This window comes from Allochromatium vinosum DSM 180, assembly GCF_000025485.1.
GTDB lineage: Bacteria > Pseudomonadota > Gammaproteobacteria > Chromatiales > Chromatiaceae > Thermochromatium > Thermochromatium vinosum.
In genome coordinates this window covers 2125702-2149014 of the sequence record NC_013851.1, presented here as the reverse complement: position 1 = coordinate 2149014, position 23313 = coordinate 2125702, and the positions used below count along the sequence as shown (strand labels likewise).

The window sequence follows — 23313 nt, the reverse complement described above, 5'->3', positions numbered from 1 at the left end:
TTGATGAGGCTTCTCGTCAATCGGGCTGAGCGTGGCCATGCCCCATCGACAGCGACGCTCAAACCGACTGCAAGCCCCGGCTGGGCCGGGTTTTTCGGGCGAATTGCGCCGCAAATAACATGATGCAGAAAAATCAATCGCTTAAGCTAAGCGTGAGATTTTCGCACTGTACTGAGGCTCAGATTTCTGGCCACTGTCTGGATACACTCTTATGTGTGATGATAAACTGCGCTGTTTTTCAGTTTTATAAGAAAAATAAAAGGACTTCAAATGCATCGCCTTAGTCACATTCGGATCAAGAACTTTCGTGCTTGCAAAGATGTCTCGTTGCCACTGGAGAGCTATACTCCTTTGGTTGGCCAGAACAACACCGGTAAGTCATCCATTCTCCAGGCCCTCAGCTGGGTTCTGAAACCGGCCGCACTTTCTGTCAAGGATTTTCATGATCCGGGGCAGATGGTAGAAGTGATTGCTTGTATTGACGGCATCACTAATGAAGTACTCGGCCGTATTCCCGAAGAAAAACATCGAAAGGCAATAACGCCCTATTGTCGTGATGGCCGCTTGTGGATTCGGGCCTCAGCAACGGGAGCCATCACCAAAAAGCTCATCAAAGAGGTATGGGATGTTGAGCAGTGCCAGGAAGATGGTGAACCGGGACACTGGCGTGATTACCCCACTGGTCTCCCCCAAGCAGTCTCCGCTTTGCTGCCAGAGCCTTTACTTGTGCAAGCTATGCACGATATTGGGGAAGATTTAGGCAAAGCCAAGGCTGGCACGACCATCAAGAGCCTTCTCGACGAAATCATGGGGCCGTTGCTTGAGGCGCATGCAGAATTAAATACTGCCCTTGATACTATCCGTAACGTCCTGACAGCAGAAGGCGATCATCGCTCAGACCATTTGCAACAGTTTGATGCCGACGCCAGCGGTGCTCTAGAGCACTTTTTTCCAGGCCTTTCGCTTGATCTTGATTTGCAGGTCGTCGATGTAAAGGAGTTCTTCAAGGCCGGTGACTTACATGTCACTGACAAAACGACAGGTGACCGGCGGCGGTTTGACCAGATGGGAGCTGGTGCCCAGCGAGCCATCCAGATGGCCTTGATCCGCTATTTAGCGGGAATGCGTCGGGGCGAAGGCGGTAGCCCCTCTCGCCGCTTGCTACTGATTGACGAACCTGAATTGTATCTCCATCCGCAAGGGGTGCGGCGATTAAGGCAGGCGCTGGCTAGCCTAGCTCAGACAGGCTTTCAAGTGGTCTTTTCCACTCACTCTCCACTGATGCTCAGCCGGGATAATGCTGCAGACACGGTAATAGTGAGAAAAAGCGCGAACGAAGGCGTGACCGTCCGAAAGCCTCTGCGACAAGCTGTCAATGAAGCTATCGAAGGCGCGGAAAGTCAGTCCCGCGCTTTTTTCGAGCTGAGCAACTTGGCGGAAATTTATTTCGCCGAACGAATAGTGCTCTGCGAGGGCAAAACGGATCGCCGCTTGTTGCCGCTGGCTTACGAGCGCCTGTATGGACACGCACCGGAACTGGATCATATTGCCTTTGTATCGCTAGGTTCTTGTGCGGATATTCCCAAGGCACTGCTAGTTCTGGCGGCGATGGGTATTCGCGCCTGCGCTGTGGCTGATTTGGATTTCGCATACACCCACGCACGCAAGGGCGGCCTACTGGACCGGAATGCGCAAGATATGGCTGATACCAGAAGAATATTGGCTCATTTGCAGCCCGACCACGGATTTACACTTAATAATAATGGCCTGCCTCAGAGCGACAACCAAGCCGGATGGAGGGCAGCCGATATTTGGGCCTGTTTCGCGTCTGATGAAGAAGGTAAGACAATTGCCGAAGGCAGCCATGACGCAATGAAAAAAGTTGGCGTCTGGGTATGGCCTCAAGGTTGTATCGAGCAAGTAACCGGCGCCGACGACAAGGGCGAAGATTCCATTATCGTGCAAGAAGAGCAGTTACGGGACATGAGTGCGGCCAAGATTGAGCAGCAGATGCCCACTTTCAAGGCGTGCTTTGACTGGATCAGAAGCATGTAACACATAACACAAGGCCAAGCACAACGATGGGTTTTTCGTTGTGGCTTCTTGCCTACAGCACCGTCCCACCTGATTCACTTCGATGGCGAGCGGTTCCTTGGGCCATACCAAACGCCCTGACGGAGCAATCAACCCACCCAAACCCGCTCGACCTGCTCCAGCAACCGTTCGAGCGCCGCCTCGGCGACCGGACTCAGTTGGCAATGGGCATAATCGAAGCAGGCCCCCGTCGCGGTGATCAAATAGGCTTCCGGCGCCTGTCCATACAACTGCCGACACCAGGCCAGCAATTCCGACGGATCGAGAAAATGCGCCATCGTCGAGTGTGCATCCGCATCGGGTTCGAGACGATGCACCTGTACCGCGCCCGGCTCGCCACCGGCCGCCGCGTCGAGAAAGATCGCCCGCTCGCGTCCCACCAGCTCAGTGACCAGCTCTGCCGTCAGCACATGACGCGCGATGGCCTCCACACCGGCCGGCAAGCCGCGCTCGACCAGCCGCTCGACCGCCAGCGGACCGATGGCGTCATCGCCCCGGATCGGGCTGCCGTAGCCGATGATGAGTGTCTTGTCCAAGAATCCGGCTCAGCGCGTCAGTCGGTCGACCACCCGACCCGCCGCATCCCGAAGTTCGATCGCCAGCGGCATCTGACCGAAGGCGTGCGAGGCGCAGGACAGGCAGGGGTCGTAGCAGCGAATCACCGCCTCGACCCGATTGAGCATCCCTTCCTCGATCGCGTTGCCGTCGACATAGGCTTCGGCGACCTCGCGGATCGACTGATTCATGGCCAGATTGTTGTGCCCGGTGGCGATGACGAGATTGAGCCAGGTGATGAGCCCATCGTCGTCGATGCGATAGTGATGCATGAGCGTCCCGCGCGGCGCCTCGGCGACGCCGATGCCCTCGTAACGGTTGCTGCGCGCGCGGGCGCGCACCCGCGTGTCCAGGATCGCCGGATCCTTGAGCAGCCGCTCGATCATCTCCAGACCGTAGATGATCTCGACCAGACGCGCATAGTGATAGTGGAAACTGCTGACGATGGGGCCTGAGTCCTGGAGCATGTGGAACTCGGCCAGCGCCACGTCGGCATAGGGCGTGCCGCACGCCTGGACGTTGTTGAGCCGTGCCAGGGGGCCGACCCGATAGATCCCCTGCGGATAGCCCTGCGGCTTGTAGTAGGGGAACTTCATGTAGCTGAAGTCCTCGACCGCCTCGCCGATCAAGCGCCCGTACTCCTCGGGCGGCACCTGATCCTCCAGAATCCGCCCCTGGGCGTCCTTGACACGCAGCACGCCGTCATAGTGCTCCAGGTGGCCCTGGGGCGTGACCAGACTCAGGAACAGCGTCGGCTGGGTGCCGAAGTGCGTGGCCTCGTCCTTGAACTTGGGTACCAGCGTCTTGTAGAAGGCATAGGTGCGCTTGGCGATCTCCAGCCCCTCGGGCAGCAGCCTGAGCATGGACTCGCGCTTCTCGACGCTCAGCGGCTCGGACACCCCGCCCGGCACCACCCAGGTCGGATGGATCTTCTTGCCGCCTAGGGTCTCGATGATGGTCTGGCCGATCTGACGCAGGCGGATGCCGTCGCGCGCCAGCTCGGGGTTCTGACGCATCACGCCGAAGATGTTGCGCGTGGCCGGGTCCGAGTCCCAGCCGAGCAGCAGATCCGGCGAGGACAGATGGAAGAACGACAGCGCGTGCGACTGGACGATCTGTGCCAGATTCATGACCCGCCGCAGCTTCTCGCCCGTCGGCGGGATGTCGACCGCGAGCAGATGGTCGCACGCCTTGTTGGAGGCGATGATGTGACTGACCGGACAGATGCCGCAGGTGCGCGCGGTCAGGGCCGGCATCTCGCGATAGGGCCGACCCTCGCAGAACTTCTCGAAGCCGCGAAACTGGGTGAGATGGAAGCGGGCGTCCTCCAGCCGGCCGTCCTCGCCGAGCTGGAGCGTGATGCGGGCATGGCCCTCGATGCGAGTGACCGGCTCGATGGTGATGGTGCGGCTCATGGCGTGAAATCCCCTCGTGAAGCGGCAAGGATCATCGCAGTACGCATCAGGCGCCGAAGCGCGTGACGGCGTTGGGGTCAGGCATCCGCCCCGCGATCAGCTCGCTCAGAACGTACCAGATCGCATCGGCGCTCGGCGGACAACCGGGCACGAAGACATCGACCTTGACCTCACCGTGAACAGGCTTGACCGGCGTCAGCAGGGCCGGGACGCGGCGGGTCGGGATCTGCGGCTGGAGCGTGACGTTCTCGCGATAGGCGCGATCAAACACATCGGCGAGCTTGAAGTGATTGCGCATGGCCGGGACATTGCCGGTGACGGCGCAGTCGCCCAGGCTGACGAGCCGCGTGCAGCGCTCGCGAAACAGCCGCGCCTTCTCCAGATCGTCTTCGGAGCTGATCGAGCCTTCCAGGATGCCGACATCGACCCGCGCGGGCAGTTCCTTCGTATCGACCAGGGGGCTATAGACGATCTCGACGTGCTCGACGAGTTCGATCAGACGCTCGTCGAGATCCAGGAAGGACATGTGACAGCCCGAACAGCCGTCGAGCCAGGCGGTGGCGACCGTGATCTTGGGTTGAGTGCTCATCGCGCGTGCCTCCGCCGTGCCAGGATCGGCAGGAAGTGTTGATCCTTGACCATCTCGCCCGCCGAGGTGCCCTGCTTGACCAGGGCGCCGGTCGGGCAGACCTGCACGCACTTGCCGCAGCTGGTGCAGGTCTCGCTCTCGCCCCAGGGACGAGCCATGTCGGTGATGACGCGACAGTCGCTGCCGCGCCCCATGACGTCCCAGGTATGGGCGCCCTCGATCTCATCGCAGACCCGCACGCAGCGGGTGCAGAGGATGCAGCGGTTGTGGTCGAGCCGGAACATCTCGTGCGAGCTGTCGACCGGGTAGGGCGCCTGACGGTAGGGCAGGCGCACATGATCGACGCCGCAGCGCTGGGCGAGCGACTGCAATTCGCAGTGACCATTGGAGACGCACACCGAGCAGACGTGGTTGCGCTCGGCGAACAGCAGCTCGACGATGGTGCGTCGATAGTGTCTGAGCCGTTCGGTATCGGTCTGGACCGTCATGCCTTCGGCGACGCGGGTGGAGCAGGCGGCGACCAGCCGGCCCTGACCGGCGATCTCGACCATGCACAGCCGGCAGCCGCCCCAGACCGAGAGTCCGTCGAGATGACAGAGGCTGGGGATCGGAATCCGGTTCTCGCGACAGACCTCGATCAGGGTCTCGTCCTCACGCGCCGAGAGATCCCGATCGTCGATGCGGAGCGTGACGACGCGCACGTTCGGCTGGGGCGTGGGTAGGGGCATGGTTCGGCTCCTCGGGCAGTGCTAGGCGTCTCCCAGCAGCTTGGCTTCGTACTCGTCTCGGAAATATCTGAGCGTGCTCAGCACCGGATTGGGCGCGGTCTGGCCGAGTCCGCAGAGACTGGTCGCGCGCACCACGTCGCACAGATCCTCCAGCAGCGCCAGATCGGCGCGCGTGCCCCGGCCCTTGGTGAGCGTGTCGAGGAGGGCGTGCATCTGCCAGGTGCCGGCGCGGCAGGGGATGCACTTGCCGCACGACTCGCTCATGCAGAACTCCATGAAGAAGCGCGCCACGTCGACCATGCACGAGGTCTCGTCCATCACGATCAGGCCGCCCGAACCCATGATGGTGCCGAGCGTCTTGAGGCTGTCGTAGTCGACCGGGATGTCGAGATGCGCCTCGGGGATGCAGCCGCCCGAAGGGCCGCCGGTCTGCACCGCCTTGAACGCACGCCCGTCCGGGATGCCGCCGCCGATGACCTCGATGATGTCGCGCAGCGACGTACCCATGGGCACCTCGATCAGGCCGGTATTCTTGATCTTGCCGGCGAGTGCGAAGACCTTGGTGCCCTTGGAGCCCTCGGTGCCGATCGCGGCGAACCAGTCGCCGCCCTCGCGGATGATGGGCGCGATGTTGGCGAAGGTCTCGACATTGTTGATGAGCGTCGGACAGCCCCAGAGACCGGACTCGGCCGGGTAGGGCGGACGCGGACGCGGCTGGCCGCGCAAGCCTTCGATCGAGGCCATGAGCGCGGTTTCCTCGCCGCAGACGAAGGCCCCGGCGCCGAGCCGGATCTCGACCTCGAAGGCGAACTGGGTGTCGGCGACCTTGGCGCCGAGGAAGCCGGCACGCTTGGCCTTGCGGATGGCCGTCTCCAGCCGCTCGACGGCCAGCGGATACTCGGCACGCACATAGACATAGCCCTTGCTCGCACCGACGGCATAAGCGGCGATCGCCATGCCTTCGAGCACGCGATGCGGGTCGGATTCCAGCACCGCGCGATCCATGAAGGCGCCCGGATCGCCCTCGTCGGCGTTGCAGACGACATATTTCTGACCGGGCGGCATCTTGGCGATGGTCGACCACTTGAGTCCGGTCGGATAACCGCCGCCGCCGCGTCCGCGCAACCCGCTGGTCGTGACCTCGCGCAGCACGTCGGCGGGCGTCATCTCGGTGAGCGCCCGGACGAGCGCCGCATAGCCGCCGACGGCGATATAGCCGCGCAGACTGTCGGGGTCGATCAGGCCCGAGTGCTCCAGCACGATGCGCTGCTGGCGGCTGAAGAAGGGCTGATCGGTCGGACAGCGCAGGCGCTCGACCGGCGTGCTGCAGACGCTGGCCATGATGTCGGGCGCATCGTCCGGAGTGACATCGCGATAGAGCACGGATTCGTTCAGCGCGCAATCCTTGTCGGCCACGGCCACCAGCGGCCCGGCCGAGCACAGCCCCATGCAGCCGACGCCCTTGACCTTGCATGAGCCGGCGCCCTGGGTATCACAGGCGGACTTGAGTGCCTCCAGCACCGGCAGCGAGCCGGAGGACTGACAGCTGGCCGCGACACAGACGCGCACCTCGCGCTCGATGTGCGCGTCCTCGTTGCGATACTGGGCGGCCTGTTCGGCCAGGTCTTCGAGATGCATGTCAGCTCAACTCCTCCAGCGTGGCGACCAGGGTATCCGTGGCCTGCTTGCCCAGCACCTCGCCGTCGACGACCACGGCCGGGGCCAGTCCGCAGGCGCCGACACAGCGCGCGGTGAGCAGCGAGAGCCGGTCGTCTCCGGTGGTCTCGCCGGGATCGATGCCGTAGTGCTCCTGGAGTCCCTCGATCAGGCCGCCCGCGCCCTTGATGTAGCAGGCCGTGCCGGTGCAGACCACGCAGGTGTGCCGACCCTTCGGTTTGAGCATGAAGATGTGGTAGAAGGTCGCCACGCCGAAGACCTTGCTCACGGGCAGGTCGAGCGAGGCGGCGACGAAGCGCAGCGAGGTCTCGTCGAGATAGCCGAAGGCGTCCTGGACGCTGTGCAGGGTCTCGATCAGCGCATGACCGGCATAACCGTTGCGGCGCATGGTGGCATTGACGAGCTTCCAGCGCTTGTCGTCGCTGGGCAGTGGCGGTCTGGCAGGCGGCTGTGTCATAGGCTCGACCCTATTCCGAAGGGGGTTGGAAGACCACGCTTGCTATCATGTCTCCCACGATTTCTTCGCTAACCGACACCCATACTATGGACGAAACCCAGGCTCCACGCAAAACCCGTCGCGGCATCTATCTGCTGCCCAATCTGTTCACGACTGCCGCGCTCTTCGCTGGCTTCTACGCCGTGCTCTCGGCCACGCAGGGTCGCTTCGAAGCCGCGGCGATCGCCATCCTCTCGGCCCAGTTCCTCGACGGCTTCGACGGGCGCATCGCGCGTCTGACCAATACGCAGAGCGCCTTCGGCGCTGAATACGACAGCCTCTCAGACATGGTCGCCTTCGGGGTGGCTCCGGCGCTGGTCGCCTATCACTGGGCGCTCGGCGAGCTGGGCAAGGTCGGCTGGCTGGCGGCTTTCATCTTCACGGCGGCGGCGGCGCTGCGGCTGGCGCGCTTCAACACCCAGGTCGGCACCGCCGACAAGCGCTATTTCCAGGGGCTGGCCAGCCCGCCGGCGGCGGCCATCATCGCGATGGGCATCTGGACGGCGCAGGAATTCGGCATCTCGGGGCAGGACGTGTCCTGGCTGGCGGCCTTCCTGACCGCCGGTGCCGGACTCCTGATGGTGAGCAACTTCCGTTACTTCAGCTTCAAGCAGATCAATTTGCAGGGGCGCGTGCCCTTTCTGCTGGCGGTGGCGATGATGCTCGGCTTCGCCGTCATCTTCATCCATCCGCCACTGGTGCTGTTCCTGATGGCCCTGACCTATGCCGTCTCCGGGCCGGTCTGGACGCTGTTTCGACTCAAGAGCAATCGCGATCGCCGCCGGCGTGAGCCGACGGCTTGAGGTCTGATCAGTAGCCGGGGCAACCGCCTCGGCCGTGCCCACCTGGGCCGCGTCCGCGTCCCTGCTCGAACTCGGCGAGCTGATCGGCGGTCAGGATGGCGGCCATCCGCTCATGCATCTGGTCGCGGCTCAGAGCACGGCTCTGGCGCTGCTCGGTGAAGAGCGCCTTGAGCTGGTCGGCCTGCTCGTCGGTCAGGTCGAGCCGGTCGGTCAGACGCTCGACCTGACGGTTCACCGCCTTGAGCTGGCGCTCGGTGCGTTTGGCCTTCTGCTCCTCGGTCAGCAGCGCGTCGATCTGGGCGCGGTTCTCCTGGCGCAGACGCATCTGTTCCTGGCGCGTCTTCTCCAGGATGGCACGTACCTGTTCCTGCTGCTCCGGGGTCAGGTCGAGTTGTTTGGTCATGTATTCGACCTTGGAACCGATGTCCATGGCCGGTCCACCAGGCCCGCCCATTCCAGGTTGGGCCTGAGCCGTCGTGGCGCCGATGAGTGCGGCACCCAGGATCAGAGCCAGCGCGGCGCTGGTGCGGGTGAAGGATGGCGTCAGTTGAGCGTTCATGATTGAGATTCCTCGTTCCTGGGCTTGGGAGCAGCTCGTTCGATCCGAGTTGCCGGATATTGGAGCCACTTGGCTCCGACGTGTCTCAGAATAGGGAGTCAATCCGCACTCCAGGTGCAGAGAATGCGCAAACACCGTGGATACGAAGGTTCCGTCAGACGACGGCCGATCACGGGTGGATCGCCTTCTGATTCCCGAGGCTTGCTGCTAGTATCGCTTGGTGCTCGCCCAGTCCGAGTCATCCGTATCCAACCCCATATCGCTTTCGAACCGTGCCCGCTGAGTCCCATCCGGGTCGAGCGGCGTCGATGATCGCTTGGTCTCAGTCCTGAGAGACCACACTTGTAGATCGAGCTCGGCGTGGTCTGAAGCCCAAGGAGTGTGTTCCGATGCCTGAAATCCTCTACGACGCCCATCCCTCGCTGCTACGTTCTCGTCCGTTCGGGACGCTTCTGGCGATCCTGCTGATGCTGGGCGGGATTCTGGTCGCGCTGGTCGGTGATCAGATCGTGCCGCCGGAGTTCCGCCAGTCGGTTCAGGTCGATGGCCGGACACTCCAGATGATCGGTATCGGTATCTTCGCCTTTGCCACGCTCCAACTCCTGATCTGGTGGGTCACGGCCCGCACCGATCATCTCGAGATCACGCCCGACGAAATTCTCTGGACCCATGGCCTGCTCAGCAAGCAGTACACCGAGATCAACATGGCTTCGGTGCGCACGGTCCGGGTCACGCAGACGCTCTTTCAGCGCATCATGAATGCCGGCGACATCACCCTCTACACCGCCGGCGACACACCCGAGCTGATGGTGTGCGGTCTGCCCGATCCGGGCCAGATCCGTGAACTGATCAAGGCGCAGCCCACCTCCGGGGGCTGAACGTCATGGGCGCCCGTCATCGCGGGGATCTCACGCGGCTGGCGGTGGTCGTCCTGATCGCCGTCCTGGTGCTGGCGCTCCTGGTCGTGTTCCTGCTTCCGGCCGCCACACCCATCGTCGGCACCCTCAACGAAGGGCTGGGAATCCGGGAATCCGTGCCCTGGGGCTTTGGTCTGACCGTGGCGCTCATCGCCTTCTTTGCGCTCGTGGCCGGTGATGGGCTGCTCGGTGAGCTGCAATTCATGCTCGGTGCCTTCTTCGCCTTCTTTCTCATCCTGACCCTTTTGATAGCCTGGGTCTTCTGACCATGAAGCGCGGGATCGGCAAGCGTCATTCGCTGCGGACCCGTCTGTTCATGCTCGTGGGACTGTGCATCCTGCCGGCCGCGCTTGGGGCCATCGAGTTCATCCGCCAGGATTTTCTCGAACGTCGCGCGCGGACGACCGAGAGCACCGCCCTGCTGGCACGCAAGGTCATGGCCGATCTCGATCGCGAACTCGCCGGCATCGAGACCGGGCTGAAGGTGCTGGCGACCTCGCGCGGACTCCAGAACGGCGATCTCGCGACGTTCCATCGCGAGGCCGAGGCCGCCGTGGCGCCCATGGGGGTGCTGAACCTGGTGCTGCTGGATGCCGAGCTGCGCCAGCTCCTCAACACCCATACTCATCTCGGGGCGGCGCTGCCGGAACGCGGCAATCCGCCCCAGTTGGCCGGTGTCCTGACGCATGGCGAGACGGTGCTCACGGACGTCTTTCTCAGTGAACGCACGGGGTTGTACATGGTGGCGCTGGGGGTACCTGTTCAACGGGCCGGGACCATCGTTGCAGTGCTGGCCAGCGGCATGACGACCGAGCCCTTCCAGCGACTCCTGAACGATCAGTACTTCCCCGACGGCTGGACAGTGACCGTCCTCGACAGCCGGGGCGTCATCGTCTCGCGCTCGCACACCCCCGAGCCCTTCATTGGAACCATGGCGCAGAGGCCTCTGCTCGATTTCATCCGATCCGGACGTCAGGGGTCGCTGGACACCCGGACCAACGATGGCACCCCAGTGATCGCCTCCATCGTCCAGTCTCCCTTGTACGGCTGGACGGTGGCGGTCGGAGCGCCCAAGAGTCTGATGATGAACGATGTCCTGAATTCGGCGTTCTGGATCGTCGGCACCATCGTGCTCGCTTTCGTCCTGGGTCTGTTCTTTGCGCTGCGCCTGACCCGTGGCATCCTGTGCTCGATACGGCATCTGGACATCGCTGCGCGTAGCCTGCTGGCCGGACGGCCCATCGAACTCCCCGTCATTCCTTTTCGGGAGGTCGAATCCATCGGCGAGGCACTGCTGGAAGCCGAGCGGGGTTTCATTTCCATCCGGCATCGCGCCGATCATGACGGTCTCACCGGTCTGGCCAACCGGCGTTGTTTCGATGAACGGCTACGCGCTGAGTGGCCGCATGCGCAGCGCCATCATCAGCCTTTGGCACTGCTCATGATCGATATCGACCATTTCAAGGCCTATAACGATCGTCTCGGTCATCTCGCGGGTGACGTGTGCTTGAAACGCATCGCCGCCACGCTCCAGACCCATATGCGCCGCCCCTACGACATCGTAGCCCGTTACGGCGGCGAGGAATTCGTCTGTCTGTTGCCCGAGTGCGATCTGGGCGGAGCGCTCGAACGGGCCGAGTCGATGCGCGCGGCGGTCGAGGAGCTGGCCATCCCGCATCCGGACCCGGGCACGGCGGGCATCATGACCCTGAGTATCGGCGTCACCGTGATCAACGCTTCGCCGTCGAACACACCCGAGGCGGCATTGCGGATGGCCGATCAGTTCCTCTATCGTGCCAAACACGCGGGGCGCAATCAGATTCGTGGTGGCTGGTTCGTGGATGCCGATTCAGCCTGAGCCGACCCGAATGACACCGGGCTCGTCGTTAGAACCGGACGCCGTTCAGTAGCATTGATGATCGGTATATCCCTATACTCCTAGACTTGAAAAAGTCTTTTCCGTCTGGCGTGAACAATAGTGAACGACCCCATCGACAAGCCTGTCGACCCTCAGATGTTCCATCAGACCCGGCTGAGACGGCTACCGTGATGGACCGGCGACTCGTGGTCGATATCGACGCCCAGCGCCTGACGCTCTTCATCGACGCACGGCCCGTGCGCCGGTATCCGGTTTCGACCGGGGCAAACGGCGTCGGAGAGGACTACGGCAGCGGCTGCACACCGCGCGGGTTGCATCGCGTGCGTCTGCGCATCGGCGACGGCTGTCCGGTCGGAACCGTCTTTCGCGGACGGCGTCCGACCGGCGAGATCCATGACGCCGCGCTGGCCGCCGCCCATCCCGAGCGCGACTGGATCCTGACCCGCATCCTCTGGCTCACCGGCTGCGAGCCGGGCCGCAATCGCGGCGGATCGGTCGACACCCTGCGGCGTTTCATCTACATCCACGGCTGCCCGGATTCCGAACCCATGGGGGTGCCGCGCTCGCATGGCTGTATCCGCATGCGTAACCTGGATCTGATCGAGCTCTTCGAGCAGACGCCGAACGGCACCCCGGTGGAGATCCGGGGCGGCTGACTATTCCGAATAGCCGCGCCGACCCGAGCCGCGAATGTCACGCGCGAAATAGCCGACCTGTCCCTGAGGGATGACGGTCACGCCGCCTGGGCTGACATGGAAGCGCTCGGCATCGCGTGCGCGGTCGAAGCCGATCTCGTCGCCCGGCGCGATGACGTTGTGGCGGTCGACGATCACCCGGCGCAGACGCGCCCCCCGGCTGACGCGCACATAGTCCATGATGATGCAGTCCTCCAGCACCACATCCTCCTCGATCACCGCCTCGCGCCGGATGATGGAGTTCTGGATACGTGCGCCCTTATGGATGATGGTCGCCGCACCGAGCAGGGTGTTCTCGATCTGGCCGCCGAGTACGCGCGCCACCGGACCCTGATAGCCGCTCGAATAGATCGGCCATTCCGGATTGAAGACGTCGAACATCGGCTCGGCGCCGAGCACGTCGTGATGGGCGTCGAAATAGGCATCCAGGTTGCCCACGTCGCGCCAGTAGACCGGGGTCTCATAGGGTTGGACACCAGGGATGCGGTTGGTGGCGAAGTCGTAGGCAAAGAGCCGATGGGTGCGCAGCAGGCGCGGCAGAACGTGCTGACCGAAATCGGTCTCGCCGGCCTGCTGGGTCTCGTGCAGGGCCTGGAGCAGCACCTCGGTGCTGAAGATGTAGTTGCCCATCGAGGCAAAGGCCATCTCCGGGTTCGATGGCATGGGCGTCGGATTGGCCGGCTTTTCCTCGAACCCCTGGATGCGTCCGTCCCCGTCGGCGGCGATCACACCGAAGCTCGAAGCCTCATGCAGCGGTACGGGCAGGGCAGCGATGGTGACATCGGCCTGACGCGCGCGATGGAAATCGATCATCTGACGGATGTCCATGCGATAGATGTGGTCGGCACCGAAGACGGCGACCAGCCCCGGGCGATGTTCCTCGATCAGATTGATGTTCTGGTTGACCGCGTCGGCGGTGCCCTGGAACCAGTGCTCGCCCGACATCATCTGCGGCGGCACCACGGTGACGAACTGATTCTGGAGCAGTGGCGAGATGGTCCAGGCCTTGCGGACGTGTTCGATGAGCGACTGCGACTTGTACTGCACCAGCAGATAGATGGTCTGGATCTGGGAGTTGACCAGATTGCTGAGCACGAAATCGACGATCCGGTAGCGCGAGCCGAAGGGCACCGAGGGCTTGGAGCGTCCGGTGGTCAACGGCTGGAGCCGGGAGCCTTGGCCACCGGCCATGACGAAGGCGATGATACGGTCGTTCTGCATGAGTCCTCCGCAGCCCCTTTGGCGGATGGGGCGCTACTGCTTCGTTGGTGGGGAAACCGGAGGGCCAATGATAATCGCAAGACGACGCGCTTTCCCGAGATTCCGAAGAGCGGTGATGAGATCGAGGCGAGCGTCGAAGGTGGCGGGAACCTTGGTCTGAGCACAGCAAAAAGCCGGTTGGTCATGGACCGAACCGGCTTCTAGAAGTTGGTGCCCAGGGGCGGAATCGAACCACCGACACGCGGATTTTCAATCCGCTGCTCTACCAACTGAGCTACCTAGGCTTAAGATTTCGACCGTTTGCATGACGCTGCCGGTCGAGCTGCGTATTAAACCCATCTAGAATCGGGTTGTCAACTGCCGGATCGGAAAAATGCACCGCAACGCGCCGCAGGCCAAACCGGATGCCCTCAAGCCGAGGGCGGCGTATACCCAGCCGGCGTCTCGGCCCCCTCGCCGAAGAAATAGTGCTCCATCTGTTCTTCGAGGAACCGGCGCGCCTTGGGGTCCATGGGGCTGAGGCGGTTCTCGTTGATGAGCATGGTCTGATGACGCAGCCAGTCCTGCCAGGCGGACTTGGAGATCTGCTCGAAGATACGTCGGCCCAGTTCGCCGGGGTAGGTGGGGCGGTCGAGTCCCTCGGCCTCGCGACCGAGTTTGATGCAGTGGACGGTACGGCTCATCAGCAGTCACTCCATAGCGTTGGTCGGTCAGTCCCGGGACATTCGGCGAACACGCGCGCCGGATGCGCGTCACAGGCTCAGGTCGACGAGGATCCGAGCAATCGGAGCAGGCAGACCAAGATCGTCAATCGTTTGCGGCGCGCTCCAGCGGTAGCCCAGGCCGTCCTGAACCCGTGCCGGATAGGCGCTCAACGCGATTCGGGCCAGCTCGATCCTGAGGTGGTAGTGGCTGAAGGTATGACGGCGCTCGGCGAGCCTTTCAACCCGTTCGGGCCGAAAGCCGAACCGATCCTGGCACCAATCGGCGATCGACGCGCTGTCCGAGGCAGGAACGCCGGTCTCGGGCAGACTCCAGAGCCCGCCCCATATGCCGGACGGCGGACGGCGTTCGAGCAGGATCTCGCCGGCCGGATTGAAAATGGCGAGCAGGGTGGTCGCGCGCGTCGGGAGTTCCTGGCGCGGACGCGGTGCCGGCAGCTCGCGCTGTCGTCCCTGTCTCTGAGCGACACAGCGTCCGGCGAGCGGACAACGCGCACAATCCGGTCGCGTGCGGGTGCAGAGCGTGGCTCCGAGATCCATCATCCCCTGATTGTAGGAACCCGCCCGTGTCTGAGGCGTACAGCACTCGGCGAGCCGCCAGAGCTCGGCCAGCACCGCACGCTGTCCTGGCCAGCCGTCGACGCCGAAGACGCGCGCCAGAACCCGCTTGACGTTGCCGTCGAGGATCGGATGGCGCTGCCCGCACGCCAGCGACAGGATGGCTCCGGCCGTCGAGCGCCCGATGCCCGGCAAGCTCTCGACCGCCGCGAAGTCCTCGGGAAAGACACCGCCATGCCGTTCCCGGATCAGCACGGCGGCGCGATGCAGATTGCGCCCGCGAGCGTAGTAGCCCAGCCCCGACCAGTGCGCCAGCACGGCATCGAGTTCAGCCGCCGCCAGATCTGCGAGCGTCGGAAAGGACGCCATGAAGCGCTCGAAATAGGGGATGACCACGCTGACCTGTGTCTGTTGCAGCATGATCTCGGAGACCCAGACCCGATAGGGGGTGGGATCGCGCTGCCAGGGCAGGTCATGGCGACCGTGCTGGTCGAACCAGTCCAGCACGCTGGACGCAAACTCCTCCGGTGACGGGGTCATGGGCAATCGCGAACGGGGACGGTCAGGGAGGATCGGAAGCGCTCGGAGCAAGGATTCGAGCGAGAGCGGATTGGAGCGGGTGATGGGAATCGAACCCACGTTAGAAGCTTGGGAAGCTCCTGTTCTACCATTGAACTACACCCGCAGCAGGTCGGCTAGTTTAGGGCCGCGTCATCCTCTTGGCAAGTCTCAAGCGTCACAGCCATACATGGACTGGATGGCGGCGGCATGGTGCTCGATGATCCGGTTGCGCTTGATCTTCAGGGTTGGCGTCAACATACCATTCTCGATCGACCAGGGTTCCAGGGTCAGGGTGACACGCCGGATCTTGGCATAGCCGGGGAAGTCACTCAACGCCAGACGAATCCGCTTGATGATGTTTTTGTGCAAGTGGGCATCGTTCAGACTCTCCACCAGATTGGGGTCGAGTCCATGCTCATGGGCGACGCCCGGCCAGAGATCGGCATTGAGCACCAGGAGCGCGCCGAGATAGGACTGCCCCTCGCCCACGACCATGACCTGATCGAACAGCGGGTCCAGCCCGATGGCCATCTCGAGGTCGGCCGGCGGCACCTTCTCGCCGTTGGAGAGCACCAGGATGTCCTTGATGCGCCCGGTGATGAAGATGTGATCACCCTGGATCCGCGCCTGGTCGCCCGTGTGCAGCCAGCCGTCGTGATTCAAGACTCCGGCGGTTGCGGCATGGTTGTTCCAGTAGCCCTGCATCACGTTCTCGCCCTTGATGAGCAATTCGTCGTTGTCGCCGATGCGCACCTGGATACCCCGGATCGGCACCCCGACGCTCTCGGGGATGTTGTCGTCGAGCGGATTGAAGCTGACCACCGGGCTGGTCTCGGTCAGGCCATAGCCCTGAATCAGCGGCAGACCCAGCCCGATGAAGGTGCGCGCCACGTCGGTCGGCAGAGCCGCGCCGCCACTGACGGCCACCCGCAACCGGCCGCCGAGTTTCTGGAGCACGGGGTCGCCGACCTTGCGTTTGAGGAGGGGCCGCAGCAGCAGGCTCGGATGCCGGCCGGCGCGTCCCTGTTCGTGCAGAAAGTCCCGCCAGCCGACCGCAACCGCCAGATGGAACAGCCAGCGCACCGGAGCCGGTCGGGTCTGGAGCTGATCGGCGATCCGGCCGTAGACACGCTCGAAGACGCGCGGCACGGCGATGATGATCGTCGGGCGGATGGCCTTGAGATCCTCGGCCAGTTGCGCCACCGAACGCGCATAGGCCACGGTCGACCCCGCCATCATCGGCAGGTAGTAGCCGCCGGTGCGTTCGAGCATGTGCGACAGCGGCAGGAAGGACAGAAACAGATCCTCACCGTAGACATCGACGAGCGTGAGCACGGCGTGGGCGTTACTCAGAATGTTATGATGACTGAGCATGACGCCCTTGGGCCGTCCTGTGGTGCCCGAGGTATAGACGATGGTCGCCAGATCGCGCGGCTCGCCGTTGCGCTGGGTCAAGGACGGGGCGCTGTCCGGCAGCCAGGACTCGGCGACCCGCACGCGACTGTCGCACGCGGCCAGCGCATGGGCGGCCGGACTCGATTCGAGGATGATCACCCGTTGCGGCCAGGGTGAGTCGCCGATGGCCTCGGCCAACCGCTTCCAGCGTCCCGCGTCCTGGATCAGCAACACCTTGACCGCCGCGTCGTCGAGGATGTAGGCGGCGTTGTCTGCGCGATCGTCGGTATAGAGCGGGACCGTGACCAGACCCAGCGCGAAGGCGGCCTGATCGAACATGATCCACTCCGGGCCGTTGCGCAGCAGCATCGCCACCCGATCGCCGGTCTCCAGAGACTCCCCGGCGAGCGCCTGACGCCAGCGTGCCACCGAGTCGCCCATCTCGCGCCAGGTCAGCGCGCGCCAGCCCTGATCGCGCTCGAAATAGCGATAGGCCACGCGCTCGGGTGAGCGCTTGATGCGTTGCAGGAATAGCCCATCGAGCGTCTTGACATGATCGATTGGAATCAGATCCTCGGATCCTGGCTTCACTGGGCTATCCTCATCATGGGTTAAAAAAGGCTCCAATTTGAACCGCAAACCCGCGTCCGGTGCAACGCGAACCACGCTCCAGCCCCTGGTTCGCGGCAAGCGCGCAATACTGGCATTGAAAAGGCGGTCAACCACGCAATATTAGAAAAATCTAATGCAAGGAGTGATCGAAATGCGTTCGATGAGACCGACTCTGCTGTTGGCCTGCTTCGTCCTGACGCCGATGTCCGCATTCGCGGATCAGACTGATCCGCCACCACTGAGCACGGCGCCGGCTGAGTTCCGCACGCTGCCGCGCGAGTACCGGCTCGACGGCATCATCGAGGCCGTCAACCGCAGCACCGTCTCGGCTCAGACTCAGGGCCAGATCCAGGAGATCCTCTACGATGTCGACGACTTCGTAGAGAAGGGCGCGTTGCTGGCGCGGATCAAGGACACCGAACATCGCACCCGTGTCAGTCAGGCGGCGGCGGATCTCAAGGCCGCCAGCGCCCGTTTGCGTCAGGCCCAGGAGGAGCACGACCGGGTCGCCGGTCTCTATCGCACCAAGAACGTCTCGGAATCCGCGATGGACAAGGCGCGCGCCGATCTCGACAGCGCCAAGGCCGAGCTGGAAGCGGCCACGGCACGTCTGGAAGCCGCTCAGGAGCAACTGGCCCATACCGAGGTCCGCGCTCCCTATTCAGGCATCGTCATCCAGCGCCATGTCGAACGCGGCGAGATCGTCAGTCCGGGCACGCCGATCATGAGCGGGATCTCCCTTGATGCGCTGCGGGTGGCGGTCGACGTGCCTCAGAGCGTGATTCCAGCCGTGCGCGGCGATACGGATGCCTCACGCCGCGCCTGGGTCTACCTGCCTGACGGGACGCGCGTCGAATCCGGCCGGTTGACCATCTTTCCCTTTGCCGATCCCGGCTCCAATACCTTCAAAGTGCGCGTCGAGCTGCCGCCGAGCGCCGGAGCCAGCGACCGGGCGCTCTTTCCCGGCATGTACGTCAAGACCAGCTTCGTGGTCGGTGAGAAGTCCGAACTCACGGTGCCCAAGTCGGCCGTGGTTCAGCGTTCCGAGGTCACGGGGATCTATGTGGTCGGGGAGGGCGATCACCTCCATTTCCGTCAGATCCGGCTCGGCCGGGCGCTCGATGACGCCTATGTGGTGCTGGCCGGTCTGAGCGAGGGCGAGCCGGTGGCGCTCGATCCGATCGCGGCCGGTGCGCGGCTCAAGAGTCAGACGCCGGTGCGCCATGTCGAGGGCGAGGAACAGCGCCATGACTGAGCCGGCCACGACTGAACGACTGGGCCTGTCGGGCCGGATCGCCGCCCGCTTCCAGGCCACCGAGATCACGCCGCTGCTGGCGCTGCTCGGGCTGCTGCTGGGGCTGTTCGCGGTGCTGGTGACGCCGCGTGAGGAAGAGCCGCAGATCGATGTCACCTTCGCCGATGTCTTCATCCCCTTTCCCGGAGCCTCGGCGACCGAGATCGAACATCTGGTGGCCGGTCCAGCCGAGCAGGTCTTCTCCGAGATCAAGGGCGTCGAGCACGTCTATTCGGTCTCGCGACCGGGTCTGGCCGTGATCACGGTCCAGTATGAGGTCGGCGAGGACAACACCGAGGCCGTCGTTCGCCTCTTCAGCAAGGTCCTGTCCAATCAGGACTGGCTGCCGCCGAACCTGGGCGTGGGCACGCCGATCGTCAAACCCATGGGCATCGACGATGTGCCCATCCTGACGGCGACGCTCTGGTCTGAGGACGACGCGGTCGGCGCTTACGAACTCGGTCAGGTCGCCCATGCGCTGGAGCAGGAGATCAAGCGTGTTCCCGGCACGCGCGATGTCTATACGCTCGGCGCGCCGGCGCAACTGGTGCGCGTCCAGCTCCAGCCCGAGCAGCTCGCCGGCTATGGGCTGGATCTCGACGGACTGCGCCGCGCACTCCAGGCCGGCAACCGCATCGCCGACGATCTGAGCGTTACCGCCGACAACCAGGAGATCCTGATCCAGGCCGGCACCTTCCTCACTTCGGTCGAAGAGATCGGCGAGCTGGTGGTCGGAGTGCATGAGGGGCGGCCGGTCTATCTGCGCGATGTCGCCACACTCGAACGTGGTCCCGAACAACCGGACAGCTATGTGCTCATGGGTGCTGGTCCTGGCGCTACACAGTCGGGCGTCACCGCCGGCTGGACCCGTCCGGCCGTGACCATCGCCGTGGCCAAGCAGGCGGGCGTCAATGCCGTCGAGGTGGCGAGCGATGTGATCGAGCGTTTCGAGCAGCTCAAGGGGTTGTTCATCCCCGATGGGGTCGAAGTCACCATCACCCGCGACTATGGCGCGACCGCTGACGCCAAGGCCAAGAAGCTCATCAGCAAGCTCAGCTTCGCCACGGCGTCCGTGGTGCTGCTGGTGCTGTTCGCGATCGGCTGGCGCGAGGCGATCATCGTCGGCGCGGCCGTGATCGTGACCCTGGCGCTGACGCTGTTCGCGTCCTGGGCCTGGGGCTTCACGCTCAACCGGGTGTCGCTGTTCGCGCTCATCTTCTCGATCGGCATCCTGGTCGATGATGCCATCGTGGTGGTCGAGAACATCCATCGTCACATGGCCATGAGCCGCGACTCGCTGCTCGACCTGATGCCGCGCGCGGTCGACGAGGTCGGCGGGCCGACCATCCTGGCCACCTTCACCGTCATCGCCGCGCTGCTGCCGATGGCCTTCGTCAGCGGGCTGATGGGACCGTACATGAGTCCGATCCCGATCAATGCCTCGATGGGGATGTTGATCTCGCTGGTGGTGGCCTTCGTCTTCACGCCCTGGATGACCAACCGGATGCTCGGGCGTCATCATCTGGCGCATGCCCATGCACCGGCTGGAGCCGGGGAGGGCCATGACGCGGGTTCGCAGCGGCGGCTGAACGCCGTCTTCCAGCGCCTGATCGGACCCTTTCTGATCGGTCGGCGCGGGCATCTCAACCGCTGGCTGCTGCTCGGCGCCATCCTGCTCCTGATCGCCGGTTCGATCTGGCTCGCGGTCAACCGCACCGTGGTGCTCAAGATGCTCCCCTTCGACAACAAGAGCGAGTTCCAGGTGGTGCTCGACATGCCGGAAGGAACCAGTCTCGAACAGACGCTGCGCGTGCTGAGCGAGATGGGCGAGTATCTGGAGACCGTGCCCGAGGTCAGTGACTATCAGATCTATGCCGGCACCGCCGCGCCGATCAACTTCAACGGTCTGGTGCGCCAGTACTATCTGCGCGAAGGCGCGCATCTGGGCGACATCCAGGTCAATCTGGTCGACGCCCATCATCGCGACCAGAAGAGCCATGCCATCGCTCTGGAACTGCGCGCGCCCTTGCAGGCGATCGCGCGTCGCTACGACGGCAACGCCAAGCTGGTCGAGATCCCGCCCGGTCCGCCGGTGCTCTCGCCGCTGGTCGCCGAGGTCTATGGACTGGATTACGACGGTCAGATCGCGATGGCGCGTCAGGTCCGAGCCGCCTTCGAGGGCGCAGCCGACATCGTCGATGTCGACGACTCGGTCGAGTTCGCCTCGCGCAAGCTGACCCTGGTCGTCGACCGCGCCAAGGCCGCACGGCTCGGCGTGGCCCAGTCGAGCGTCTCGACCGCGCTGGCCACGGTGCTCGACGGCGAGGACATGAGCTTCCTGCATGGAGCCAACGTCAAGTACGCTGTGCCGATCCGGGTCGAGTACAGCGAAGCCGACAAGGCCGATCTGGAACAGGTGCTGGCCCTGCGCGTGCGTTCCGAGACCGGCCGGCTGGTGCCGCTGTCCGAGATCGTCTCGGTGGTCGAGGGCACACGCGCGCACAGCATCCATCACAAGGATCTGCTGCCCGTGGTCTATGTGACCGGCGACATGGCCGGCGAGACCGACAGCCCGCTCTACGGCCTGTTCGAGATCTCCGCCACCCTGAGCGACGAGCTGGGCCTGGAACAGTGGTATCGCCAGGCGCCGACCAATCCCTACGACTACAGCCTCAAGTGGGATGGCGAATGGCAGATCACGTATGAGACCTTCCGCGACATGGGCGCGGCCTATGGTGTGGGACTGGTGCTGATCTATCTACTGGTGGTGGCACAGTTCCGCAGCTATCTGGTGCCGCTGGTGATCATGGCGCCGATCCCGCTGACCCTGATCGGCATCCTGCCCGGTCACGCGATCCTGGGCGCGCAGTTCACGGCGACCTCAATGATCGGCATGATCGCGCTCGCCGGCATCATCGTGCGCAACTCCATCCTGCTGGTGGACTTCATCAACCAGCAGGTACGCGCCGGGATGAGCCTGGAGCAGGCCGTGGTCGATTCGGCCGTGGTGCGCGCCAAGCCGATTGCGCTGACGGCTGTGGCGGCCATGGCCGGAGCCGTGTTCATCCTCGACGATCCGATCTTCTCGGGTCTGGCGGTGGCGTTGCTGTTCGGCCTGTTCGTCTCGACACTCTTGACGCTGGTCGTGATCCCGGTGGTTTACTATGGCGTCATGTACAAGCGGGTCGAGTGGATTCGGACCGCGACGGGTTGAGACAGTGTAGAGAGGTCATGCATGAGTGAGATCAGAATCGCCATCGCCGGAGCCGGCGGGCGCATGGGACGGACCCTGATTCAGGCGGTCGTCGAGGCCGAGGGGCTGAAGCTCGGCGCGGCGACCGAGCGTGCCGGAAGTTCGCTGATCGGCTCGGATGCCGGCGAGCTGGCCGGCGTCGGGCGGCTGGATGTCGCGGTCGTGGTGGAACTGGCGAGCGTGCTCGACGACTTCGATGTGCTGATCGACTTCACCTCGCCGGCTGCGACCATGGACCATCTGGCCCTCTGTCGCGAAGCCGGCAAGCGGATGGTGATCGGCACCACGGGTCTGGACGAGACCCAGCGCGCCGCGATCGAGTCGGCCGGCGCCGACATCGGGATCGTCTTCGCGCCGAACATGAGCGTTGGCGTCAACCTCTGCTTCAAGCTGCTCGACATCGCCGCGCGCGTGCTTGGCGACGAGGTCGACATCGAGATCATCGAGGCGCACCACAGGCACAAGGTCGACGCACCCTCCGGGACGGCGCTCGGCATGGGCGAGGTGATCGCCAAAGCGCTCGGGCGTGATCTGAAGGAGGTCGCCGTCTATGGTCGCGAGGGCCAGACCGGCGCGCGCGAACGCCGGACGATCGGCTTCGAGACCATCCGCGCCGGAGACGTCGTCGGCGAGCATACGGTCTGGTTCGCCGCCGACGGCGAGCGCGTCGAGATCGCGCACAAAGCCTCCAACCGGATGACCTTCGCCGGGGGCGCCGTGCGCGCCGCGCGCTGGATCGCCGGGCGCGAGCGCGGACGCTTCGACATGCAGGACGTCCTCGGGCTGCGTGCGATCGGATAACGGAGCGCGATCAGTCCTGGCAGGAATAGCCGTGGGCGATCAATCCTTCCTGAAGATCGTTGGCGACCATGGGATGGGCGAGCAGGTAGGCGGCGGCATTGAGTGAATAGTCGCCGATGGCGTCGTCGACCGCCGACTCCCAGTCCTCGATCCCATAGTCGCCGCGTCCGAGCCACATGAGCGCCACCAGTTCGGCGCGCTGGCGCTGGCTCATCTCGCCGATGGCGCGCGTCATCTCGCCGAGACTGTGATCCTCGCTGTGATCGGCCAGGATCTGTAACGCCCAGTCCTCGGACGGACTATCGGGCACGTCGGGCAGGACGACCTCTTCCTTGGCCTGGAACTCACGTGCCTTGTCGATGATATGGCACAGTGATTCGAGATCGATATGCAGCAGACTCATCGTTTGCTCCCGATGGTGGGGCTCGGTTCGAATCCCCGGAGAGTGTGGACTCGCTTTTGAAGCGTTCGGGGTGTCTGGCGAAGACT

General features: G+C 63.8%; 21 protein-coding genes and 2 tRNA genes. 9 read left to right on the top strand and 14 right to left on the bottom strand.

The genetic code is table 11. The annotated features are described in order from the left end of the window. Positions 1 to 270: 270 nt before the first annotated feature. Positions 271 to 2055, top strand: a complete 1785-nt coding sequence (locus ALVIN_RS09305; protein ID WP_012971068.1) for an ATP-dependent nuclease — start codon at positions 271 to 273, stop codon at positions 2053 to 2055. Positions 2056 to 2183: 128 nt separating this feature from the next. On the opposite strand, the gene ALVIN_RS09300 is transcribed toward ALVIN_RS09305, so the two are convergent. From ALVIN_RS09300 to hoxE, 6 genes are read right to left on the bottom strand one after another with little or no spacing between them, the layout of a single operon-like run. After that, positions 2184 to 2630 (bottom strand): hydrogenase maturation protease, encoded by a 447-nt coding sequence (locus ALVIN_RS09300; protein ID WP_012971067.1) that lies wholly within the window; start codon positions 2628 to 2630, stop codon positions 2184 to 2186. Positions 2631 to 2639: 9 nt separating this feature from the next. Beyond that, entirely contained in the window at positions 2640 to 4064 is a 1425-nt protein-coding gene (locus ALVIN_RS09295; RefSeq protein WP_012971066.1) for a Ni/Fe hydrogenase subunit alpha, read from the bottom strand. 46 nt (positions 4065 to 4110) lie between these two features. Beyond that, entirely contained in the window at positions 4111 to 4653 is a 543-nt protein-coding gene (locus ALVIN_RS09290; protein WP_012971065.1) for an NADH-quinone oxidoreductase subunit B family protein, read from the bottom strand. Beyond that, a complete protein-coding gene (gene hoxU, locus ALVIN_RS09285) occupies positions 4650 to 5381 on the bottom strand; it encodes a bidirectional hydrogenase complex protein HoxU (protein WP_012971064.1) in 732 nt (243 codons plus the stop codon). Before hoxU ends, ALVIN_RS09290 begins: the two co-directional genes overlap by 4 nt. Before the next feature lie 21 nt (positions 5382 to 5402). Further along, complete coding sequence (locus ALVIN_RS09280) at positions 5403 to 7019, bottom strand: NuoF family protein (RefSeq protein WP_012971063.1); 1617 nt, start codon at positions 7017 to 7019, stop codon at positions 5403 to 5405. Between the two features lies 1 nt (position 7020). After that, positions 7021 to 7515 carry a bidirectional hydrogenase complex protein HoxE gene (gene hoxE / locus ALVIN_RS09275; RefSeq protein ID WP_012971062.1) on the bottom strand — a complete coding sequence of 165 codons (495 nt, stop codon included), beginning with the start codon at positions 7513 to 7515 and terminating at the stop codon, positions 7021 to 7023. 86 nt (positions 7516 to 7601) lie between these two features. Between hoxE and pssA the strand changes: the two genes are divergently transcribed. Continuing rightward, positions 7602 to 8357, top strand: a complete 756-nt coding sequence (pssA, locus tag ALVIN_RS09270) for a CDP-diacylglycerol--serine O-phosphatidyltransferase (protein WP_012971061.1) — start codon at positions 7602 to 7604, stop codon at positions 8355 to 8357. A 7-nt stretch (positions 8358 to 8364) separates the two neighbouring features. Here the strand turns inward: pssA and ALVIN_RS09265 are convergent, their stop codons facing one another. Beyond that, a complete protein-coding gene (locus ALVIN_RS09265) occupies positions 8365 to 8916 on the bottom strand; it encodes a periplasmic heavy metal sensor (RefSeq protein WP_012971060.1) in 552 nt (183 codons plus the stop codon). A gap of 389 nt (positions 8917 to 9305) precedes the next feature. Between ALVIN_RS09265 and ALVIN_RS09260 the strand changes: the two genes are divergently transcribed. From ALVIN_RS09260 to ALVIN_RS09245, 4 genes are all read left to right on the top strand, one after another. Next, positions 9306 to 9794 (top strand): PH domain-containing protein, encoded by a 489-nt coding sequence (locus ALVIN_RS09260; protein WP_012971059.1) that lies wholly within the window; start codon positions 9306 to 9308, stop codon positions 9792 to 9794. A gap of 5 nt (positions 9795 to 9799) precedes the next feature. Beyond that, a complete protein-coding gene (locus ALVIN_RS09255; RefSeq protein WP_012971058.1) occupies positions 9800 to 10099 on the top strand; it encodes a hypothetical protein in 300 nt (99 codons plus the stop codon). A 2-nt stretch (positions 10100 to 10101) separates the two neighbouring features. Next, the gene (locus tag ALVIN_RS16635; protein ID WP_012971057.1) at positions 10102 to 11691 is read left to right on the top strand and encodes a GGDEF domain-containing protein; all 1590 of its coding nucleotides are present in this window, start codon (positions 10102 to 10104) and stop codon (positions 11689 to 11691) included. 191 nt (positions 11692 to 11882) lie between these two features. Next, positions 11883 to 12368: a L,D-transpeptidase gene (locus tag ALVIN_RS09245; protein ID WP_012971056.1), complete on the top strand. Its 486-nt coding sequence runs from the start codon at positions 11883 to 11885 to the stop codon at positions 12366 to 12368. On the opposite strand, the gene ALVIN_RS09240 is transcribed toward ALVIN_RS09245, so the two are convergent. The 6 genes from ALVIN_RS09240 to ALVIN_RS09215 form a co-directional block, all read right to left on the bottom strand. Further along, the gene (locus ALVIN_RS09240; RefSeq protein ID WP_012971055.1) at positions 12369 to 13628 is read right to left on the bottom strand and encodes a glucose-1-phosphate adenylyltransferase; all 1260 of its coding nucleotides are present in this window, start codon (positions 13626 to 13628) and stop codon (positions 12369 to 12371) included. A 208-nt stretch (positions 13629 to 13836) separates the two neighbouring features. Further along, positions 13837 to 13912 (bottom strand) — tRNA-Phe (locus ALVIN_RS09235). Positions 13913 to 14038: 126 nt separating this feature from the next. Further along, positions 14039 to 14311: an oxidative damage protection protein gene (locus ALVIN_RS09230; protein ID WP_012971054.1), complete on the bottom strand. Its 273-nt coding sequence runs from the start codon at positions 14309 to 14311 to the stop codon at positions 14039 to 14041. Positions 14312 to 14380: 69 nt separating this feature from the next. After that, positions 14381 to 15448, bottom strand: a complete 1068-nt coding sequence (mutY, locus tag ALVIN_RS09225) for an A/G-specific adenine glycosylase (protein WP_012971053.1) — start codon at positions 15446 to 15448, stop codon at positions 14381 to 14383. Positions 15449 to 15519: 71 nt separating this feature from the next. Further along, positions 15520 to 15593, bottom strand: a tRNA-Gly gene (locus ALVIN_RS09220). Between the two features lie 44 nt (positions 15594 to 15637). Then, on the bottom strand, positions 15638 to 17455 hold the full coding sequence (locus ALVIN_RS09215; RefSeq protein ID WP_012971052.1) for an AMP-dependent synthetase/ligase: 1818 nt from the start codon (positions 17453 to 17455) through the stop codon (positions 15638 to 15640). Between the two features lie 181 nt (positions 17456 to 17636). Here ALVIN_RS09215 and ALVIN_RS09210 point away from each other — a divergent pair, with 181 nt between their 5' ends. From ALVIN_RS09210 to dapB, 3 genes are read left to right on the top strand one after another with little or no spacing between them, the layout of a single operon-like run. Next, positions 17637 to 18731, top strand: a complete 1095-nt coding sequence (locus ALVIN_RS09210) for an efflux RND transporter periplasmic adaptor subunit (protein WP_081442763.1) — start codon at positions 17637 to 17639, stop codon at positions 18729 to 18731. Then, positions 18724 to 21984, top strand: coding sequence for an efflux RND transporter permease subunit (locus ALVIN_RS09205; protein WP_012971050.1), 3261 nt, complete (start codon positions 18724 to 18726; stop codon positions 21982 to 21984). Before ALVIN_RS09210 ends, ALVIN_RS09205 begins: the two co-directional genes overlap by 8 nt. Before the next feature lie 21 nt (positions 21985 to 22005). Next, positions 22006 to 22824, top strand: coding sequence for a 4-hydroxy-tetrahydrodipicolinate reductase (gene dapB, locus ALVIN_RS09200; RefSeq protein WP_012971049.1), 819 nt, complete (start codon positions 22006 to 22008; stop codon positions 22822 to 22824). A 10-nt stretch (positions 22825 to 22834) separates the two neighbouring features. Here the strand turns inward: dapB and ALVIN_RS09195 are convergent, their stop codons facing one another. Then, entirely contained in the window at positions 22835 to 23227 is a 393-nt protein-coding gene (locus tag ALVIN_RS09195) for a DUF3775 domain-containing protein (RefSeq protein WP_012971048.1), read from the bottom strand. Positions 23228 to 23313: the final 86 nt, after the last annotated feature.

Coding starts and splice junctions, on each gene's coding strand:
- ALVIN_RS09305 (WP_012971068.1), top strand. CDS start 271: ATGCATCGCCTTAGTCACATTCGGATCAAGAACTTTCGTGCTTGCAAA.
- ALVIN_RS09295 (WP_012971066.1), bottom strand. CDS start 4,064: ATGAGCCGCACCATCACCATCGAGCCGGTCACTCGCATCGAGGGCCAT.
- ALVIN_RS09290 (WP_012971065.1), bottom strand. CDS start 4,653: ATGAGCACTCAACCCAAGATCACGGTCGCCACCGCCTGGCTCGACGGC.
- hoxU (WP_012971064.1), bottom strand. CDS start 5,381: ATGCCCCTACCCACGCCCCAGCCGAACGTGCGCGTCGTCACGCTCCGC.
- ALVIN_RS09280 (WP_012971063.1), bottom strand. CDS start 7,019: ATGCATCTCGAAGACCTGGCCGAACAGGCCGCCCAGTATCGCAACGAG.
- hoxE (WP_012971062.1), bottom strand. CDS start 7,515: ATGACACAGCCGCCTGCCAGACCGCCACTGCCCAGCGACGACAAGCGC.
- pssA (WP_012971061.1), top strand. CDS start 7,602: ATGGACGAAACCCAGGCTCCACGCAAAACCCGTCGCGGCATCTATCTG.
- ALVIN_RS09265 (WP_012971060.1), bottom strand. CDS start 8,916: ATGAACGCTCAACTGACGCCATCCTTCACCCGCACCAGCGCCGCGCTG.
- ALVIN_RS09260 (WP_012971059.1), top strand. CDS start 9,306: ATGCCTGAAATCCTCTACGACGCCCATCCCTCGCTGCTACGTTCTCGT.
- ALVIN_RS09255 (WP_012971058.1), top strand. CDS start 9,800: ATGGGCGCCCGTCATCGCGGGGATCTCACGCGGCTGGCGGTGGTCGTC.
- ALVIN_RS16635 (WP_012971057.1), top strand. CDS start 10,102: ATGAAGCGCGGGATCGGCAAGCGTCATTCGCTGCGGACCCGTCTGTTC.
- ALVIN_RS09245 (WP_012971056.1), top strand. CDS start 11,883: ATGGACCGGCGACTCGTGGTCGATATCGACGCCCAGCGCCTGACGCTC.
- ALVIN_RS09240 (WP_012971055.1), bottom strand. CDS start 13,628: ATGCAGAACGACCGTATCATCGCCTTCGTCATGGCCGGTGGCCAAGGC.
- ALVIN_RS09230 (WP_012971054.1), bottom strand. CDS start 14,311: ATGAGCCGTACCGTCCACTGCATCAAACTCGGTCGCGAGGCCGAGGGA.
- mutY (WP_012971053.1), bottom strand. CDS start 15,448: ATGACCCCGTCACCGGAGGAGTTTGCGTCCAGCGTGCTGGACTGGTTC.
- ALVIN_RS09210 (WP_081442763.1), top strand. CDS start 17,637: ATGAGACCGACTCTGCTGTTGGCCTGCTTCGTCCTGACGCCGATGTCC.
- ALVIN_RS09205 (WP_012971050.1), top strand. CDS start 18,724: ATGACTGAGCCGGCCACGACTGAACGACTGGGCCTGTCGGGCCGGATC.
- dapB (WP_012971049.1), top strand. CDS start 22,006: ATGAGTGAGATCAGAATCGCCATCGCCGGAGCCGGCGGGCGCATGGGA.
- ALVIN_RS09195 (WP_012971048.1), bottom strand. CDS start 23,227: ATGAGTCTGCTGCATATCGATCTCGAATCACTGTGCCATATCATCGAC.